General features: G+C 67.7%; 22 protein-coding genes. 20 read left to right on the top strand and 2 right to left on the bottom strand.

The window, feature by feature from the left end:
- Positions 1–275: 275 nt before the first annotated feature.
- Positions 276–578, top strand: a complete 303-nt coding sequence (locus tag ABZU32_RS08910) for a tyrosine-type recombinase/integrase (protein ID WP_354919176.1) — start codon at positions 276–278, stop codon at positions 576–578.
- 576 nt (positions 579–1154) lie between these two features.
- Positions 1155–5555 (top strand): hypothetical protein, encoded by a 4401-nt coding sequence (locus tag ABZU32_RS08905; protein ID WP_354919173.1) that lies wholly within the window; start codon positions 1155–1157, stop codon positions 5553–5555.
- A gap of 146 nt (positions 5556–5701) precedes the next feature.
- On the opposite strand, the gene ABZU32_RS08900 is transcribed toward ABZU32_RS08905, so the two are convergent.
- Entirely contained in the window at positions 5702–5881 is a 180-nt protein-coding gene (locus tag ABZU32_RS08900) for a hypothetical protein (RefSeq protein WP_354919170.1), read from the bottom strand.
- Positions 5882–6225: 344 nt separating this feature from the next.
- On the opposite strand from ABZU32_RS08900, the gene ABZU32_RS08895 reads away from it, so the two are divergent.
- Positions 6226–6453 carry a winged helix-turn-helix domain-containing protein gene (locus tag ABZU32_RS08895; RefSeq protein ID WP_354919167.1) on the top strand — a complete coding sequence of 76 codons (228 nt, stop codon included), beginning with the start codon at positions 6226–6228 and terminating at the stop codon, positions 6451–6453.
- Positions 6450–7466, top strand: coding sequence for an NAD-dependent epimerase/dehydratase family protein (locus ABZU32_RS08890; RefSeq protein WP_354919164.1), 1017 nt, complete (start codon positions 6450–6452; stop codon positions 7464–7466). Before ABZU32_RS08895 ends, ABZU32_RS08890 begins: the two co-directional genes overlap by 4 nt.
- Here ABZU32_RS08890 and ABZU32_RS08885 read toward each other — a convergent pair.
- Positions 7463–8755: a hypothetical protein gene (locus tag ABZU32_RS08885; RefSeq protein WP_354919161.1), complete on the bottom strand. Its 1293-nt coding sequence runs from the start codon at positions 8753–8755 to the stop codon at positions 7463–7465. The two genes, ABZU32_RS08890 and ABZU32_RS08885, sit on opposite strands and share 4 nt — an antisense overlap.
- 324 nt (positions 8756–9079) lie before the next feature.
- On the opposite strand from ABZU32_RS08885, the gene ABZU32_RS08880 reads away from it, so the two are divergent.
- From ABZU32_RS08880 to ABZU32_RS08805, 16 genes are all read left to right on the top strand, one after another.
- Positions 9080–9241: a hypothetical protein gene (locus ABZU32_RS08880; protein WP_354919158.1), complete on the top strand. Its 162-nt coding sequence runs from the start codon at positions 9080–9082 to the stop codon at positions 9239–9241.
- Positions 9238–9360 carry a hypothetical protein gene (locus tag ABZU32_RS08875; RefSeq protein ID WP_354919155.1) on the top strand — a complete coding sequence of 41 codons (123 nt, stop codon included), beginning with the start codon at positions 9238–9240 and terminating at the stop codon, positions 9358–9360. The genes ABZU32_RS08880 and ABZU32_RS08875 overlap by 4 nt, the downstream gene beginning before the upstream one ends.
- Positions 9360–9725 carry a hypothetical protein gene (locus tag ABZU32_RS08870; protein WP_354919152.1) on the top strand — a complete coding sequence of 122 codons (366 nt, stop codon included), beginning with the start codon at positions 9360–9362 and terminating at the stop codon, positions 9723–9725. Before ABZU32_RS08875 ends, ABZU32_RS08870 begins: the two co-directional genes overlap by 1 nt.
- The gene (locus tag ABZU32_RS08865; protein ID WP_354919149.1) at positions 9722–9859 is read left to right on the top strand and encodes a hypothetical protein; all 138 of its coding nucleotides are present in this window, start codon (positions 9722–9724) and stop codon (positions 9857–9859) included. The genes ABZU32_RS08870 and ABZU32_RS08865 overlap by 4 nt, the downstream gene beginning before the upstream one ends.
- 313 nt (positions 9860–10172) lie before the next feature.
- A complete protein-coding gene (locus tag ABZU32_RS08860; protein ID WP_354919146.1) occupies positions 10173–10298 on the top strand; it encodes a hypothetical protein in 126 nt (41 codons plus the stop codon).
- A gap of 147 nt (positions 10299–10445) precedes the next feature.
- Complete coding sequence (locus ABZU32_RS08855; RefSeq protein ID WP_354919143.1) at positions 10446–10670, top strand: helix-turn-helix domain-containing protein; 225 nt, start codon at positions 10446–10448, stop codon at positions 10668–10670.
- 94 nt (positions 10671–10764) lie between these two features.
- A complete protein-coding gene (locus tag ABZU32_RS08850; protein ID WP_354919140.1) occupies positions 10765–11706 on the top strand; it encodes a hypothetical protein in 942 nt (313 codons plus the stop codon).
- Positions 11706–12029, top strand: coding sequence for a hypothetical protein (locus ABZU32_RS08845; protein ID WP_354919138.1), 324 nt, complete (start codon positions 11706–11708; stop codon positions 12027–12029). The genes ABZU32_RS08850 and ABZU32_RS08845 overlap by 1 nt, the downstream gene beginning before the upstream one ends.
- Positions 12026–12331, top strand: a complete 306-nt coding sequence (locus tag ABZU32_RS08840) for a hypothetical protein (protein WP_354919135.1) — start codon at positions 12026–12028, stop codon at positions 12329–12331. Before ABZU32_RS08845 ends, ABZU32_RS08840 begins: the two co-directional genes overlap by 4 nt.
- On the top strand, positions 12331–12648 hold the full coding sequence (locus tag ABZU32_RS08835) for a hypothetical protein (RefSeq protein ID WP_354919132.1): 318 nt from the start codon (positions 12331–12333) through the stop codon (positions 12646–12648). The genes ABZU32_RS08840 and ABZU32_RS08835 overlap by 1 nt, the downstream gene beginning before the upstream one ends.
- 22 nt (positions 12649–12670) lie before the next feature.
- Complete coding sequence (locus ABZU32_RS08830) at positions 12671–13051, top strand: hypothetical protein (RefSeq protein ID WP_354919129.1); 381 nt, start codon at positions 12671–12673, stop codon at positions 13049–13051.
- Positions 13051–15351 carry a DNA translocase FtsK gene (locus tag ABZU32_RS08825; RefSeq protein ID WP_354919127.1) on the top strand — a complete coding sequence of 767 codons (2301 nt, stop codon included), beginning with the start codon at positions 13051–13053 and terminating at the stop codon, positions 15349–15351. Before ABZU32_RS08830 ends, ABZU32_RS08825 begins: the two co-directional genes overlap by 1 nt.
- A gap of 255 nt (positions 15352–15606) precedes the next feature.
- Entirely contained in the window at positions 15607–15909 is a 303-nt protein-coding gene (locus tag ABZU32_RS08820) for a hypothetical protein (RefSeq protein WP_354919124.1), read from the top strand.
- Positions 15906–16076, top strand: a complete 171-nt coding sequence (locus ABZU32_RS08815) for a hypothetical protein (RefSeq protein WP_354919122.1) — start codon at positions 15906–15908, stop codon at positions 16074–16076. Before ABZU32_RS08820 ends, ABZU32_RS08815 begins: the two co-directional genes overlap by 4 nt.
- Complete coding sequence (locus ABZU32_RS08810; protein ID WP_354919119.1) at positions 16066–16965, top strand: bifunctional DNA primase/polymerase; 900 nt, start codon at positions 16066–16068, stop codon at positions 16963–16965. Before ABZU32_RS08815 ends, ABZU32_RS08810 begins: the two co-directional genes overlap by 11 nt.
- Entirely contained in the window at positions 16962–18536 is a 1575-nt protein-coding gene (locus tag ABZU32_RS08805) for a hypothetical protein (RefSeq protein WP_354919116.1), read from the top strand. Before ABZU32_RS08810 ends, ABZU32_RS08805 begins: the two co-directional genes overlap by 4 nt.
- Positions 18537–18710: the final 174 nt, after the last annotated feature.

Genomic DNA, 18710 nt, shown 5'->3' with positions numbered 1-18710 from the left:
CCGCCACATGGTCGGCTCCGCCTCCTCGTCATCGCTGAAGTAGCCGATCGGCACGCCGGACAACTCGGCCAGTGTCTTTCGGCGATGAGCGATCCTCCGGACCCTGGCGTCCCGGCAGCTAGCCTTCGCACGGCCCTGCGTAGCTCCAGCCCGGCTCGTACCGTCCCATTGATCGCTGACGTTCGGGAGCTGGTCGCTCGCCGGCTTGGGGCGGTCGGCTCGGACTCTGCCGCTCGGCGGTTCACCGGCCTCATGGCGGGCGAATCACTACCGCGGTGCTTCGAGACCCGACCCATTGGGACGAGGTGGTGACCAAGCTTGGTTTCGAGCACCTTCGGCGCCACGACCTACGGCACACCGGCTTGACGGGTATGGCCGATGCCGGCGTGCCGGTGCACGTGCTCAGAAAGATCGCCGGTCATGGGTCGTTCAGTACGACGCAGCGGTACCTTCACCCGGATGCGCGCTCGATCGCCGACACCGGAGAGGCGTTGACTGCCCATCTCTCAGCGCGCCGGTCCCACGAATGGTCCCCGGCTGCGAGCGGTGTAGCCACGCACGACAGCCGGCCGACATGAAGAAAGGTCTGTTGAACTGGGATCACTCCCAGATCGACAGACCTTTTCGTCTGTCGGGACGACAGGATTTGAACCTGCGACCCCTTGACCCCCAGGCAATGATCATGCTTCTCGGATCACACCGAACACTGCTGCCACCAGCGGCGAGATGTACGCCAACGTTCGCGGGAGTGCACTCGTGTACCCCTGCGTTGTCACTCAGTTAGACACGCACGCACAGCTGCCGGCGTAAGCCGACTTCTAGGGCGTCCAGCCAAGACCGCAGGCATTGTCGAGCACTTTGCCGAGCACTTGAGCCGGACCACACCCGCTCGACACGTCGGCACCAACACCGCCGGCGGGCGCAGCCCCTATGCAATGCTGACCGTCCGGCTCGACGATCGGGCTGGGACCGTCCGGCTCCCACCGTCACTGGAGCCAGCATGCCGGCCTGCCCGCACGGCGACCCCCGCCCCAACGCGCCCTATGCCGCTGCGGCTTCGCCCACCGCGCAGCGTCCCGTCGGGTCACTCAGTCGCTGCGTAGGTCTTTAGGTGCTCAATACTGGATGCTGACAGCAAGCTGAGAGGTGTTCAGATGCCGTTGCCAGGCGGGGCCGCCGACAAGTTGGGCAACCGGTACGAAGAGTGGTGGACCGCGCTCCGCGCGGCCGACCTTCTCCGCGGCCGGGCATCCCGCATGTGGCTGGAGCCCCTCGGACCGGCGGGCCAAGGTATCGAGTTCGAAATTGAGGGACCCGACGGTGTTTGGTGCGAGCAGGTCAAGGACGCCCCCGCTGGCGGCCGGTGGACGCTGCGACGCCTGGAAGATGTCCTTACCGCAGTAGGCGGGCACCTCGCCGAGGGCAAAAACGTCCGATTGATCCTGTCGACTGATGCCGGTGAGCTGCGCGAGCTGAGCTCCCGGGCCCGTGCCGCCGAAAGCCTGGTGGAATTCGAGCGCGTTCTCACGCAGGAACAGCGACCGGACTTCGGTTCCCTCACGGGCTTGTGGTCGGTTAGCAAGGAGACCGGATGGCACCATCTGCGGCTTATCTACGTGGAACATCACTCCCCGGAGTCACTACGCCGCCTGGTCTCCGTGACTTATGAAACGTTGGTGGAGGGCGACCCAGAGACTGCACTTGGTGTACTGCACGGCATCTTCGTCGATCAGATAAACCAGCGAATCAGCGGTCCACAAATATGGAGCCACCTGGCGGCGAAGGGCATCCGCCGACGTCTGCTTGCCGGAGATAGCAACACGCTTACGGCCTTGGCCGAGACGGTCGGGCGGTTCTCACGACGCACCCAGCGGGTCATCCCAGGCTTCGGCGTGGTCCCGCGCCCACACGCTACGCAGCTCCGAGAGCTGCTGGAAGCCGAGGGGGGCCCACAGATCGTGATCTGCGAGAGCGACGCCGGGATGGGGAAGTCCACGGTGGCCGCAGAGGTCCTATCGCTACTCACAGCACAGGGCTGGCCCGCCGCCGCCGTGCGGATGGACTCGGTGGAGACGAGCACGCAGACCGCCGCCGCACTGGGCCAGCACATGGGCCTAGCAGAGTCACCGGCGATCCTGCTTGCGGGCGTCGCCGACGGAGGTCCTGGGATTCTCCTGATCGATCAATTGGACGCTGTCAGCCACTACGCCGGACGGATGTCGGAGGCCTACGAATCGGTCGCAGAAGTACTGGAGCAGTTGCTGACCGCGCCGAACGTCAAGGCACTGCTGGTCGCGCGGACCGTCGACATCGACAGGGACCCGCGCCTGTCAGCGCTGATACGCGAGCCGAGGGTCACCCGCTTCCCGCTGAAGGAGTTGGAGGAGCAGGCGGTCAGGGCGATCCTCTCGAGCGACGGAATCGATCCGGACAACCTCACCCCCGTGACCATCAAGCTGCTCACAGTCCCGCTGCATCTGTCGGTCTTCAGCCGTCTTGCGCATGACAGCCGCCCCACGGCCTACGGCACCCTGCAGGAACTCTACGAGCAGTACACACAGGAGCGCCGAACTGAGATCGCCCGTCGGGTCCCTGGGTTGGACTGGTTCGGTATCACCAGCGCGCTCATCGACCACATGAACGACCACGAGACACTGACGGCTCCTACCCAGGTATTGCTCCCCTTTCCTCCCGAGCACGTTGAGGCGCTGGTCTCCGACGGTGCCCTAGCCCGCGACGGGCACCGGATTGGCTTCTTCCACGAGTCATACTTCGACTTCCTGTTCGCCCAAGCGTTCGTGGCGACCAACCGCGACCTCCACAGGTTCCTAGTGGAGTCCGGGCAGTTCCTGTTTCGCAGGGCGCAGACGCGGCAGATCCTCGAATACCTACACGCGAGGGAGCCGGCGCAATTCCGGGCGACGGCAGCCCAGCTCGCTGCCTCAGAGGAGATCCGCCCCCACCTTAAGGATGTCGTTGTCACCGTTCTGCGCGGGATCCAACCGACGGTCGCGGATTGGCGGGCGATCGAGCCGATCGCGTGGAGCGGCGCCAACGCGGCGGGCAAGGTCCGGGCGCTGCTAGCCCATCCGGCATGGTTCGACGCCGCAGACCACGAAGGCCGTTGGGAGCGATGGCTGGCCGACCAAGAAACCGTCGACCTCGCCTTCCAGCAACTCGTCCCCGTCGCACGGCACCGCGCCCGCCGCGTCGAACAACTCGTCCGGCCGTACATCGGCGATGACCTGAACTGGCGATCTCGGCTGAGCGGACTGGTCGCGTGGTCGCTGACCGCGGAACTGGCTAACCTTACCGTGGACCTTATCGAGAGCGGGCACCTCGACGACGTTCGAGGACCGATTGCAATCAACAGCGACTTCTGGAGCCTGCTCTACGAGATGGCTGAATCCGCCCCCGCCGCAACAGCGCGCATTATGGGTGCGTTTCTACGGCGGACCTTGGAATTAGCACAGGCGGGCGGTTCCAGCGACCCGTTCGACTCGGGCCAATTGAGTGTCCACTCGCAAACTGCGCCCACGGTCATCTCGAAGGTCGCTGCCGGTGCGCCGCGTACCTTCGCTGATGAGGTTCTTCCCTTCGTAGTTACAGTGGCTAGGGCGAGCGCACGGTCTATGGCCGGACTTCCCTTTGCCGGGAGCCGCTGGGCCTACAATCACATCGATAGAGACACGGTCGACGCAGCGCTATTCGAAGGACTCGAGCAGGCGCTCCGAGCTCTGGTCGCGCCCAATCCTTCGGCGGCGGAAAGCGTGCTCTCCCAGTTCGCCACCGAGCCGGTGCAGGAGCTACGTTTCCTGGCGTGTCGGGTGTACGCCGTGATGGACGCCCCGGATCAGGTGCTGCGGTGGCTGCTCTCTGATGAAGGTCACCTGTCTCTAGGATGGCTGGACAGCCCTCGCTGGGCCACTAGAGAGCTCATCGAAGCCGCCACCCCCCGATGTGCGGCAGACACCATGCGACGCTTAATCAACACGCTGCTCGCGCACTACCCTGCATGGGAGCTCCGGCGGAAGAAGGGATATCCCAGCGCGTGGGGCTGGTCCCAGTACGAATTGCTGTCGGCCATCGCGCCCCATCGGCACAATCAGGTTGTCTGCCGCAGGCTTAAGGAGTGGGAACGCAAGTTCTCCGGTCAGCTTCCCGCCCGGCCGAAACCGGTAACCGCACACTTCATTCGCTCGCCGATTCACGATGACGCGGCCGCGCGTATGACTGATGAACAGTGGCGGCGCGCGCTGCGCAAGTACGCGCGGAAAGAGCGTCCGTTTGGGGCGGGCGGTCCGTATGAACTGGCTCAGACCTTGGGACGTCGCGCGGAGCGGGATCCTGAACGCTTCGCCGCGTTCGCCCTCACGCTCGACCCCAGCCTGCCATCTGACTACATCATGGCAATTCTTAGCAGGACCGCCCCCTCCCTCGATGAAGACCGTCTGGCGGGTCTGGTACTGCGGGCGTTCCAGCTCGCCGGAGCTCAGGCTGCGGGAGTCATCTGCCAGGCGATCGAGGCGTCGCCCACTCGTATCCACCCCGAGTTGACGGACCTTCTCGGCCGTTTCGCTGCCGACCCCCATCCCCAGGCCGACACCGCACTTGACCGGGATGACGAGGAAGCCATCCTCACGGCGGGGATGAACTCGACTCGCGGACGGGCCGCACTGGCGATCGCGGCTCTGCTGTTCCGCAGTGACCGCCATCTGACCGCGCTTGCGCCGACCATCACCTCGTTGGCGACCGACCGCGTCCTCGCCGTACGCACCTGTGCGGCCGAGGCCGTCCGAGCCATGATGAACCACGACCAGGACACTGCCCTGGATCTTGCCCAGCAGCTGCTATCCCACCCCGACGTACGGGTGCACAACGCGGGCACCACCAACCGGCTGCTAATCGACGCGCTCATCCGTGCACCCGAGCGCTTCGCTTCCGAGTTGGCGCGCGCCCTCCAAGGGCCCGCACCTGTGGCCCGATACGCAGGCAGAACCTGGGCAATCGCGTGGGTCCGGGGAATTCTCAGTCCCGGTCTTCCCAGGACTGTCCATACCTTGCCTACCGAGGCCCGCCAAGGAGCAGCCGCAACATTCGCCTCCCAACCCGGCTACGCGCTCGCGCCGCTGATCGAGCTGCTCAACGACCCTGACAAACTCGTGCGGACTGAAGCGTCGGCTGCACTGCGCGGTATCGCCGAGCTCAACTCGGAGGACGCCAACGTACTCATCGCAACTGTCATCCATAGCCCTGCCTTCCCGGAGAGCATTCGGGACCTGGTGACCGCTCTCGGCGCGCACGCCGGAATTCTGCCAACGGCGGCGATCGACGCATGCGCGCTCGTTGTCGAGCGCGCCAGAGACGGGATAGGCGACATCAGGACGAGGGATGCAGCGATCGGGTATCACCTGGTCTCGCTCGTACCGCGCCTCTACCGGCAGGGCACGCCCGACGAGCGGAGCCGCTGCCTAGACATCATCGATACTCTCTCCGAGACGGGCGCCCTGGGCCTCGCCGAGGCGCTTGAGACCGAAGGGCGAGATCTCAGGTGATCCCGACGATCAACGGCCGCAGCGCATTGGAGAAACGAATTAGGACTACGGTGCCGGGCTGACTGGTCTGCTGGCGATGTAGCACCGCCTCGGACGCCCTCTCGGCAGCCCAGGCTCGTTGTACGCGGGTACTTTCCGCAGGAGTGTCAGGGGCCCTCACTCGGGATCAGCTGCTGGTACTTCAACTCGTAGAGGTGACCGAGGTCGGCGAGCACGGCCGGCGCGCCCCCTCGGATGCGCCCGCAGCGGCTGAGTGCGGTCCCGGCGACCAGGCTGTGCGGGTAGTACGACCATGACACCTCGACGGGTTCTTCATCGCACAGCATCAAAACGGTGTCGCAGTATGGCCCGCTCCTCGCCCAGCTCCCCGCGATGGACTTAGGGGCGTCGACCTCTGTTATGTCAATCAGGCGATAGGTGATTCTGGGCTCGGCGGGTCGAAATAGGCAGCGGTGCGGACGACAAATGGGCGCCGGTCGCGAACGAACATGCCTTCGCCGGCCCTCGGCGACCGCTTCTCCTCGAACACCCGCACCACTTCGGCGCCTTGCTCTCCGTCTCGCGCCGATGACAGCAGGAAGTGCCCATAGTGAACGTGTCAGCGCCTCGGCATGTGGCGCCACTACAGTGGTGCGCACCACCCAATCACGCAGTTGAGGGGCCCGCTCACATGGGAGAAGTGACGGAGCGCGTTGAGCGCTCGATACGGGAGATGATCGCCTCAGGCGACCTCGGACCGAGCGGGCGGCTGCCCTCGGAGCGGACGCTTGCGGCGGAGCTGGAGGCCGGCCGGACGACGATTCGGCTTGTGCTGATGAAACTCGCTGCGGAGGGGATCGTCCGGAGTGAGCACGGCCGTGGCTACTTCGCCAACTCCGGCAGTGACGAGACGCAATGACGAGTCTGCTCGTTCTTGGCGGGACGGCCTTTGTCGGACGCACGCTCGTGACCGAAGCGGTTGCCCAGGGCTTCGAGGTGACGACGTTCAATCGTGGTCGTACGGGGACAGACGTGCCAGGGGTCCGTGCGATTCGCGGGGATCGACTCGTGTCGAAGGACCTTACACGGCTCGCAGCGTCCGGGCCGTGGGATGCCGTCGCGGACCTTTCCGGCTACGTGCCTCGTAATGTGCTGACCGTTGCTCGTACCCTTGCGCCCGCCACAAGTCGCTACCTGTTTATGTCGACCGTTAGCGTCTATGCTGATTGGCCACTCAAACCGCTCACAGAGGAATCTCTACTACTTGAGTGCCCTCCGGATGCGGACGAAAGTTACGGCGTAGACGTCGAAGACGGGCCAACCAAATATGGCTACCAGAAGTCGGGGTGTGAAACCGCCGCACGAATCACCTTCGGCGAAGATCGCACGACCGTCCTTCGTCCAGGAGTTGTCCTAGGTCCGCATGAGTACGTCGGCAGGCTTCCATGGTGGTTGCAACGGATCGCCCAAGGGGGACGCGTACTAGCACCCGGATCCCCCAGTCGTACGATCCAACCAGTCGATGTCAGGGACGTTGCACTTTTCGCGCTTCGCTGCATTGCCGATGACATCTCGGGATCTTTCAACGTCACGGCGCCTATCGACGGTGACACGTTCGAGGGGCTACTACGATACTGTGCCGACGCCACAGGCACCCGACCAGATTTTGCGTGGGTTCCGGATGACATACTCATCAGAAAAGGCGTTCGCCAGTGGTCTGAGATTCCGCTTTGGCGATCGTTTCCAGGAGTATGGCAAGTCGACTCCAGCAGTGCTTATGCTCACGGTCTCATCTGTCGCCCGTTGAGCGCCACCGTAGCCGACACCTGGAAATGGCTGCTGAGGTCAGCCGGCCCGCAAGTCAACGAGCGGTCCAGCGAAATAGGCCTGGATCGCAGTCGCGAACGTGAGATCCTCGCCAGCCTTGCTTAGTTGGTCTGATCTACGGATTCTGGCTTGGCAGCTGTATCACTAAGCCAGTCGCTGATGCGATCGGCCAAGTCGTAGGCGCCGGCATCACCTCTCCAAGCTGAGGTGCTCAGCAGCGTTCTGACCCTGCTGATACGTGCCGTGAGAGAGGCATTGCGAAGCGCTGACGGGAGAGCGAAGGCAGTGCTCAGTTCTCCCTCAGCTCCATCCCGGTCGCGGAGTAGCAGGTGAGCCGCCGCCAGGTCGATCCGGGCTCCGGTGACCGGGGAGAAGGGGCGGCCGGCCTCTGGCAGCTGTGCATAGGCGTCGAGCGCCAGCTGGGCGTGGCGAGCCGCCTGCTCGCCCTCCCCCAGATGCAGCCACGCGGCGGCCGCACAGGCCGCGGCACGCGCGTCATCGAACGTGAATTCCCCACGGACCTCATCGTGAAGCTCGTCTGGATGAGCCTGAGCTGCTTCACGATCCCGTTCCGCTGTTTCCAGGATGTCCGCAACTGCCCTGGCATCACCGTTGACCGCGTGAGCACGGCTGGCGATGTACCGCAGTCGATATCGAGAAGCCCCTTCAGGAGCGACAGCCAACCCCTGCGCGATGAAGTCGAGCGAACGTTTGGGCTCATCACGCCAGAACGCCAGAGTGCCCTGCAGTCCCCGACTCCACGCTTGCAAAGATCGATGCCCAGCGAGATCAGCGTATGTGGCAGCAGAGTTAGCGAGGGTAGCTGCCGCATGCCAATTGCCCAGATCAAAGGCAATGGACGCCATCAGAATGGTGGTCTTCCCGAGAACAAAGTACAGGTCGATCAAGTCCAACGGCCTGTGTGTTCTATCGATTAGACAACGCGTGAGGTCGCGAATCGCTCGCGCGTCACCGAACACTGTCATAGGCGGCCGGGCGGAGTAAGCGCGCGCCACATCGGTGACTCGGTCATGGAGGTCACCTATGGACTCGGCGTCACACTGTACAGCCCGCAGCGCTGCGTCTTCTGCCGATTCCTGAGCGGCCGTCATCATTACCTCACGTGCTTCGGGAAGTCGAATGCCAGTCGGGACATCTTCTCCCTTTTTCAGCAGCAGAGCAAAACGTGCTTTCGCCGTCTCTGGCGCTCGCTCAAGTGAGAGGTCCAGCAACTGCTGCATCGAGGGTTGCGGAACAATATCAGGCTCCGCATCCCACTTAGCGACCGTGCGAACGCCAATTCCTAGATGCTCTGCGAACGCCTCGACGCTCAGTCGTAGGGCCGCCCTCAGAATGCCTGCCTTGCGTCCCGTCCAAAGATCGATGACCAGCATTGGTCTCCTTGGGTTCGGTTCTCGCTGTGCGTTGCCGTAGGGATAGTGCACCACAGGTGCATGGTCGATGCACTGATTGTGCATCGCCCGTGAGGCGGTCGCAGACGTTCACTTGAGTACGTGAACGAGCGCCACGTTCCGGAACTCCTTGACACTGGTGCGCACCAGTTGCTCTACTGCTGGTGCGCACCAGTTGAGAGAGCGCAAACGTAAGGCCCCAGCGGTGGTCACCGCCAGGGCCTGGAACCGATCATCCCCGTCCTCGACTCGGGGCGCCCATCCGCCAAGACGTCGCCCCGAGTCTTCTAACAAGGAGAACCCAGGATGGCACGACAAACGACGGTTCACCACATCCCCTTACACGCGGGGTGGCCCGATGGCGAGAAGCCCTCGGGGTGGCCGGGCACCGAGCCCAGCAAGAACGTGCGCGACGAGTACGACAACCAGCTCAAGACAGACGTGCGGTCCGGCCAGGTGATCGAGTGAAGGGCAGTCAGTGGCCCGCCGGCGCCAACTCCGTCCCGGCGCGCCCGCTGCACACCTGCAGTTGCGGCGCGGTCAGCTCCAGCCCGATCAACCACGACCACCAGGGCGGTGGGCGCTGATGGCCTACCTCAGGAGCAGCATCGCGATCCGGGATCCGCGGGCCTCGGAGATGCGCATCCATCCGTACGAGGAGGGAGGAGCCTTCTTCTTCAGCGTCTGCGACGACGTGTGGTTCACCCTCCGGCAGGCCACCGCCGACGTCAAGGAGGTGGAGGAGGAGGCCGCGGCGATGGACCGGCTGGCCGAACTGGCGGCCGAGGCCGCCGCCACGCTCCGCAGACGCTGTGTGCAGTGCGGCACCAGGGACAACCTCGCCCAGCAGTTCGACGCGCACGAGGACCGTCTGGTGTGGCTGTGCGCCGGCTGCCACGCCAGCGCGACCTCGCGCGACACCGTCCCGGCCACGCCCGGAGCCACCTCATGAGCCGCCGGGACGTACAGGGCTATGCCCAGGACCTGATCGCGCTGTCGGAAGCCCAACAGTCCAAAGCGGACAAGCCCAAGCCGTCGAAGCTTCCCGGGCCGGTGCTGTACCCCACCAAGCCGCGCCGCCGGTAACCATCCCTTCCATCGAGCCGCTATTGCGGGGACCCGCTCGACCACCGGTCGGGCGGGTGACCGGAGCAGCCGCTCCACCTCCCCGACGATGAAGGGACCGCTCGTGAAGATTCTGCCGATCACCCTCACCTGGACCTGCCCCCACTGCACCCAGACCGGCAACGTGCTCACCCACCGCTGCAGCCCGAGCGCGACGACCAAGAACCGCTGACGAGGCAGATCCTCGCGCCATTCCACCACTAACAGGCCGGCCCCGGCCTCACCGACCAATAGCAGCGCCGGGGCGCCCCCACCGCAGGAGGAACCACAGCTCATGAGCACCGACCGGACCGATCACGAGCAGGAGATGGAGCGCTTGGCCGTTCGCCTCGTGCAGATGAACCGCCGTGACGCCGCGCTCAGCGACACCGACCCGCGCAGCAGGGCCAGCAAGAAGTAACCGCTGATGTTGCGGGTGCCTGCTCCGGCCTTGCCGGCCGGGCGGGTGCCCGGAGCGTCAGCTCCACTACCTGGTTGAAGCGGCCCCGACCTCACCGACCAAAGCAGCGTCGGGGCCGCGCCCCCACCAACGGAGGTACCACCCATCATGACGACCGCGTCTGTCGAAACCAACCTGCCCGAAGACACCCGGCTCTACAGCATTCCCGACGCGATGCGGGTGCTCAGGCTGGGCCGCACCGTCATCTATGAGCTGATGCGCTCGGGGCGGCTGCGCTCGGTCCGCGAGGGCCGCGCCCGGCGCATCACCGCCGGCGCGATCCGTGACTACGTCGCCCTGCTGGAGCGCGAGGCCGAGCAGGCGAGCAACTGATGACCCGCGACCTGAAAGAGACCCAGCCCACAAGCGCGTCGCTCGACGCGCAGGAGGCCGCCGCGGCGGCTGCGTGCGATCAGGAGGTGCCGCGATGAGCATCACGCCCATTCCCGCCCCTGACCCCGACGAGGTCGCGCGTGGCCTGGCCGAACTGGAGCTGTACGTGGCCAAGCAGACACCTGCGGCCCCGGCCGGACCGACTGACGCTGGCCAGGGCGGCGAGCAGATCGGCGAGACCGAGCGGGTTCGCGAACTGCGTGCGCAGGTGGCCGAGGCGCACCGCCTGGTGGAGTTACAGGAGGATGAGGCGCCGCTGCTGGTGGACACGCCAACGGTGCGCAAGCGGCGGGTGCGGGTCGCCGAGGCCGCCCGGCTGCATGAGCTGGCCAACGACCCGGCCGCGCTGGCCTACCGCGACCAGAAGGTGCGCCGCACGACGACGTTCATGGTCATGTCGGCGGCGGGCATCGCGTTGGCCGTGTCCAGCATCGGCGTACAAGCCTCAGTGGCCACGGCGCTGAAGCTGGACGACAAGTCCATCGGATGGTGGGCGGCGTTCGGCGTGGAGCCCGCGCTGTCATTGCCGCTGCTGGCCGCGGTCGGCGTGCAGGCCTACAGCGCGATGCGCGGCCGCGTGGTCGACCGCGACAGCCCGGCGGGCAAGCGACTGTTTTGGACCGAGCTGCTGCTTTTGGGGCTGACGCTGGTCTTGAACTGCTGGCCAGCCTTCTCCGGGGTCTGGAACGGCTTTGACCTGTTACCGCTGATCGTGCACAGCCTGGGCCCGGTCGCCGCGGTGGTCGCGGTGTGGACGCTGCCGACGCTGTGGTCGGTACTGGCGGCGCTGCCGACCGGCGCCCCTACCAGCCCTACGTACAGGGCGAACGTCGCCGCTTTGGTGGTGCGCGTCCGCGAGCTCATCGCGGCCGGCGAGCTGCCAGCCAACCCGAGTGCGAGCCGGATCCAGCGGACGCTGCGGTGCGGGATGGACGACGCTCGCGCCGTCCGTGACGCCCTGGCCGGAGGTGCGTAATGGCCCCCACCACGACCACCGCATCCGCGCCAGCACCGGCGTCGGCCCTGGTGCGGCACCGGCCGGTCATCGCGCGCGGGGTCACTGACCTCGGCCACACGAGCTACCGGCTGGACTGCTCCTGCGGCACGACCAGCAAGGAGCACTCCGCGCGCCGCCTGGCGGAATGGGACCTGGGCGAGCACGTGGCCACCCTGCCCAAGGTCCCGGCCGGCCAGCAGTGCCGCGACGCCAAGCGGCACGACCGCCGCCACTGGGAGCCGTGCACGCTGTGCGCCGGCCAGGCCTCTCTGTTCGACCTGGGGGCGGAGGTAACCGCATGAGAGGCCGCGCCCATCGCCGCGCTGGCGTAAAGAGGATTCTGCTGATCACCGCCATCGCCCGGCCGCGCCAGCGGGCGGAGTGGCGCGAGCAGCTGCGCGCCGCGCTGCAAGGCCTGCTGGCCGTGCTAGTGCTGTTGGCCTCCGCGGCCGATGCGTGGCTGACCGCGACCCTGGGCCTGCCGCCCGCGGCCCCGATGCTGCGCCGCCTGGCCGAGGTCGTCGCCGACGCCTGGCGCACGGGCGCGGCCCGTGCGATCGACGCCGAGATCATCGATGACCCCGAACGGAAGGTGTGGCACTGATGGGCCGCCCAGACATCACCGAGCTGTCCAGCATCGAGTTCACCGGTTCGCTGGGGGCCGCGTTCCTGGCTTACGGCAAGCAGTTGACCGAGCTGGCTGAGCGCTGGGGCCTGGAGTTGGAGATCGCCGCGGTGGACGCCGAGGCCGCGATGGGCTCCATGAAGGGCCATCTGCTGCTGTTCGGCCTGGACTCCAAGGTCCGTGCCCGCCGAGTGGCCAGGCGGCTCAAGCGCGCCCAAGAGCTGACCGCCGCGATGGCCGAGCAGGGCCAGCTGCTGCACCGCACCTACCGCAAGCACTTCACACCCAAGCAGTAATCGAATCGGAGGGAGGTCGGTCATGGGGACCGGACAGGCCCGGCTGGATGAGATCGCCGGCATCGAGTTCCACGGCAAGGTGCCGGTGAAGATCACCGCCTACACCATCGCCACCCAGCAGTTCGCCCACGACCTGGCCCGCGAGCTGGACGCCGCCGAGGCCGCGGCCGAGGAGGCCATGAACCAGCTCAAGGGCCATCCGCTGCTGATGGGCGTGGACGTGCGCGCCCGCGCCTGGCGGGTGGCCCGCCACCTGCGCGACGCCCGCGAGCTCGCATTGGGCATCTCGGCCGAGGCGGTGAAGTTCAACCTGCAGTTCCGCCAGGAGTTCCTGGAAGCCCTGCAGGCGATGGAACAGCGCTCCGCCAAGGGCAAGGACTACAAGGGGAAGGTCGATCTGTGATGTCCCGCAAGAGCGCTCCTTCGCTGCAGCTGGTGCAGGAAGCGACCATGGACCGCCTGGCCGCCTCGGCGGTCTCCAAGGTCGGCGTGCTGGTCCCGCCGTGGGCCGTGCTCGGCGCCGAGGCCGCCGCCGGCGCCATCTCCCACGCCGTGTGGGGGCAGGCGCCCGCCGTCACCTGGGCCGCGGTCGGCTGCACCCTCGGCTCCACCGTGCTCACCGGGCTGACGTGGGCCATCACTCACCAGCGGCGGCTGATCGGACGCGTGCACGCCACCGCCACCACCGCCGCCGCCTCGACGTGGTTCACCACCGCCACCATCACCGGCCTGCACTCCCCCGTGGTGTCCGGGGCGCTGTTCTTCGGCGGCGCCACCCTGGCGCTGTCGTGGAACATCCGCACCGTCATCCGCAACACCACCGGCGACGGCGACGAGCACGGTGGCGATGCCCTGGGGTCGCTGTTCAACCGCGCCAAGGAGCAGGCCGGCCTCAAGGGCGCCCGGGTGCGCGCGGTCGAGGTCACCGCGCACAAGGTCAAGGGGCAGATGCAGCTCCCGCCCGGGGAGAAGACCGCCGAGGACGCTGTCAAAGCCACCGACCGCCTGGAATCCGGCATGCAACTCCCGCCAGGCAGCGTCACCGTCGCCCACGACGAGAACCGCGCCGACCGCGCGTTCATGACCGTTTCCAACCCGCGCAGCATCCGCCAGCCCGTGCCGTGGCCCGGCCCGTCCCGGCCGGGCGCCTCCGTCAGCGAGCCGATCCGCATCGGGCTCTACCAGGACGGCGAGTTCGTGACGTTCCGGTTCGTCGGCGGCCACCTGCAGATCATGGGCCGCACCGGGTCGGGCAAGAGCATCGGCGGCGCGTGGAACATCTGCGCCGAGATCATGACCCGGCCGGACGCGGCCATCTTCTCCATCGACATCTCCAAGGCCGACCAGACGATGGGACCGCTGCGCGAAGGGCTGCACCGCTTCGAAGACAGCAAGGCCGGCGCGGTGCAGCTGATCCGGGCCATGCACGCCGCCATCCCCGAGCGCACCAAGTGGCTGGCCGACCACAACTACAGCGACTGGGAGGAAGGCTGCGGGCTGACGTACTGGTACCTGCACATCGAGGAGATCGCCAAGCTCGTCAACGAACTCAGCGCCGACGATGAGGAGAAGCTGGGCGAGATCCTCAAGGAGATCCGCTCTGCCGGCGGCAGCGTCATCCTGAGCCTGCAGCGCGCCGACTACACGCAGATCCCCACCCTGTTCCGGTCGCAGATGGCCAAGATGTGCTTCGGTCTGTCCGACCCCGACGACGTCAAGTACGGCGTGTCCGCGCGCCAGCGCAAGGCCGACGTCGCCCCGCACGAGTGGGAAGACCACTACCCCGGCATGGCGCTGCTCGACATCCGCGGCATCCCGACCTCGCACTACTCGATGCCGCTGCGCACCTTCGCCTGGGGCCGCGGCAGCGCCGAAGCGCGAGCCGCCATGATGCAGCACGCCGCTGCCTACCCGGCCACGGGCAAGCAGGTGGATGAGTTCACCGCGGCCTTGGCACGCCCCACCGCCCCCACCTCATCTACCGGAGACCGAGCCATGGCCATCCCCATGCCGCCCGTGCCCGCCGCGCCGAGCAACCCGCGTGATGGAGGCGAGGAGTTCGCGGCCGACTTCGCCGAGCTGCTCGCCGACGCCGCGCACCTGGTCATCGCGACCCAGCACGCCTCACCGGCCATGCTGCAGCGCAAACTGCGCATCACCTGGGAGGACTCCCTGCGCCTGCTGGAGGCCCTGGAGCGCAAGGACATCGTCGGCCCGCCCGCCCCCGACAGCGACAACCGGCCGGTCCTGCTGGCCGCCGAAGACGCCCTGGCCGCCGATGTGGTGGCCGCGCTGCGCGCCACCGGCGACGTCGTCACCCAAACCCTGGCCCGCAGCGACGACCCCGACCCGTCCATCACCGCCGGCCCCGCCGACCCGGTCCGCGAGCCGAGCGCCCAGGAGGCCGACGCGCTGCAGGCCGACGGCCCCGCGACGACCATGCACCCGGCCGAGGCGCGCACGCTCGTTTATGCCTGGCTGCGCCACCGGCACCAGACCGGAAAGCCGACCTTCACCGCCACCGATGAGGACCTGACCGCGGTGCGCCGCAAGACCGGCAACAGTCGCCCCTGGATCTACAAGGTCCTCACCGACCTGACCGACCGCGGCGTCCTGACCGTCGCCAAAACCGGCAGCAGCCGCACCTGGACCATCACCGACCTATCCCCCCTCGACCACGAGGACTACGGCCGCGCCGCCTGACACCGGGCACCGGGCGGCCCGTGACGACGGGCCGCCCCCGCCCCTCGTGCGGCTGCGCGTGGAACGCCCACGCGCCGCGCCGATGATCTTGTCACGCGCGTTGTCACAGCCCTTGTCACGGGGCCGCTGTCACGGCGTCACACCGCCGCTGACCTGTAACACCCATCCCCGGCCCCTTTCCGTGACACCCGCGCTGTCACACCCTCCCTCCGCCCGTCCGGCGATCCCGCCATGCCTCGATCCAGGAGACCACCCATGCCCGGCCCGTCCATCCCCACCGCGCTCGCGACCCTCGCCCTCTGCCTCACCGTCCTGGCGGTGCTCGCGCTCGCCTCGGCCGTCGTCTACCGGTCCAGCCTGGCCCGCCACCCCTACACCGACTGCCGCCGCTGCAAGGGCACCGGCCAGCGCCGCAGCCGCCTGTTCGCCCACTCCTTCGGCTACTGCCCCGACTGCACCGGCACCGGCCGCCGTCCCCGCCCCGGAACCCGCCTACTCAGGGTCCGTCACCACCTCTCCCAGGAGGCCGCCCCGGCCGATGAGCAGGTGGAGCGGTGATCGGCCGGACCTACCTCGAACGCGGCCGGCCCGTCGTGGTCCTCATCCGCTGGGGACCCGGCAGCGGCCCCCGCAACGTCCTGATCCAACGCGCCAACGGCGACCTGGTCGTCCGCCCGTTCCGCGGCCTGCGCCGTCCCAAGGAGAACACCACCGATGAGGACTGACATCGTCCGCTACGCCCTCGCCTGCGCCCGGCGCGGCTGGCACGTCTTCCCGCTCGCCCCCTGCGACAAGGTGCCGCTGGCGGGGTGGAGCTGGACCCGGCAGGCCACCACCGACCCGCACACGATCCACGAGTGGTGGGCGCGCCGGGCCTACAACGTCGGCATCGCCTGCGGCCCGTCCGGTCTGGTGGTGATCGACCTGGACGTGCCCAAGCCCGGCGAACACCCGCCGGCCGAGTGGGACCGGCCCGGCATCAGCGGCGGGGCGGACGTGCTGGCGCTGGTGTGCGAGCGGGCCGGCCACAGCCTGCCGACTCCGGAGACCTTCCAAGTGCGCACCCGCCTGGGCGGAGTCCACCTGTACTACACCGCCCCCGCCGGGGTGCGACTGGGCAACACCCGCGGGGAGGACGGCAACGGGCTCGGCTGGAAGGTCGACACCCGGGCCGCCGGCGGCTACGTCGTCGGCCCAGGCAGCGTCGTCGACCTGCCCGACGGGGCTGGAAGCTACGACGTCATCCACCCCGCGCCGCCGGCGCCGCTACCCGGCTGGCTGGCCGAACGGCTGCGCCCGGCCCCGCTACCGCCGCAACAGCCGGTGAAGGTGCCGGTGGCCACCGACCGGCGCGGCTCCTACCTGCGCGCCGCCGTACTCGCCGAGCTCGCCCGCGTCACCGGCTCGCCTCCAGACGGGCACAACAACGCGCTCTACTTCGCCTCGGTCGCGCTCGGCCAGCTGGTCGCCGGCGGCGCCCTGGACCAAGCTGAGGTGTTCGCCTGGCTGTCCGAGGCCGCCGCCACGGTCGGCCAGCGCCCCGGCGAGGCCTTCCGCACCATCGCCTCCGGCCTGCGCGCCGGCGCCAAGCGTCCCCGCCGGGTGGCCGCATGACCGACGCCATCCCCGTGCAAGTCGGCTCAGGCCCCGAGACCATCCGCGTCCTCAAAGCCGCCCTGGCCCGCCAGCTGCTGCCCGACACCTACGTGTCCGGCGGCGCCCTGGTCCACATGGAAACCGTCTCCGGCCACACCAGCCCGGCCGCCGACGAAGACTCACCCCTGCCGGTCACCGCAAGCCCCATCACCCCGGCCACCCTGGCCGGGCTGCTGGCCGAACACGCCTACGTCTACCGGCTGCGCTCCCGCAAGACCGGCAAAGGCGCCACCGAGACCTACGAGGAGGAGATCACGCCGCCCCGGGAGATCCTCGCCTCGGTCCTGGCAGCCAAGACCTGGCCCAAAGTCCCACCCCTGCGCGGCGTCATCGGCGCGCCCGTCCTGCGCCGAGACGGCACCCTGCTGCAACAGCCGGGCTACGACCCGGCCACCGGCCTGTACCTGGCCGCCAAGGTCGCCCTGCCACCCGTCCCGGACCAGCCCACCCCGCAGCAGGTACACGCCGCGCGAGAGTTTCTGCTGGGCCGGTTCCTGCGTGACTTCCCCTGGGCGAGCCCGGCGGACCGGGCCAACTATCTGGCGCTGTTGGCCACGCCGATCCTGCGGCACTTCACCCGCTCGCTCACCCCGTTTGCACTGATCGACGCGACCATGCCCGCCTCCGGCAAGTCCATCCTGACCGGCGGCCCCGGCATGCTCTACGGCCAGCGCGTCATGCCCTGGGCCTACACCGAAGAAGAACTACGCAAGAGCATCACCGCGGTACTGGCCGAACAGGTCGGCGTGGTCGTCTGGGACAACCTCGCCGAAGGCACCGTCATCGACTCCCCCACCCTCGCCCTGCTCGTCACCGCCGGCGTCTGGTCAGACCGCCAACTGGGCGCCTCCCGCAACATCGCCACCGTCAACGACCGGCTCTGGATGGCCACCGGCAACAACCTCCAAGTCGGCGGCGACATGGCCTCCCGCACCGTCCGCGTCCACCTCGACCCCAACATGCCCCGCCCCGAACAACGCGACCAAACCCGCTTCGGCATCCCGCACCTGGACCAGTGGATCACCCTCCCGGCCAACCAGCACACCGTCCTGTGGCACCTGCTGGTCCTGGTCCTGGACTGGACCCACAACGGCGCGCCCCGGGCCGCCGGCCTGTCCATGCGCCAATTCACCCCCTGGGCCCAGCACCTGGGCGGATTCCTCGCCCACCACGGCATAGACGGCTTCCTGGCCAACGCCGCCGACGTCCGCGCCATCGACGAGGACGAAACCCGCTGGCGCTCCTTCCTGGCCTGCTGGCACACCCTCCACGGCGACCAGCCCATGACCGCGGCCGAGCTGCGCCGTTCCGGAGAACCGGTCTGGGTCGGACAAGGGGCCGCCGGGGAGGAACACGACCGGTGGGAAGGCCAGTTCATCACCACCCACACCGGCCGCCTGCCCAACGCTCTCGCCCTGGGCCGCCTGCTCACCGGACAAGTCGGCCGATGGCGCGGCGACTACGTCATCCGCTCCTCCAAGAACGACCGCGGCGACCGCAACGTCTTCTGGGTCGAACACCATGCCTGACCGCACCGAGCGGGCCGGAAGAACGCTGAAACATCTCCGCATCTCCGCAACCCCGCAACCGGCCCTATCACCTGGGCAAACACCTGCGGAGATCAACCTCAAGATCAACACCCCATCTCCGCAACTCCGCACTCTCTGCGGAGATGAACCCCCGTTTGCGGAGATGACCAGCCA

The organism is Sphaerisporangium sp. NPDC005288, from assembly GCF_040607475.1.
In the GTDB taxonomy this organism is placed as follows: Bacteria; Actinomycetota; Actinomycetes; order Streptosporangiales; family Streptosporangiaceae; genus Sphaerisporangium; species Sphaerisporangium rhizosphaerae.
This window is presented reverse-complemented; position numbering and strand designations above follow the sequence as displayed.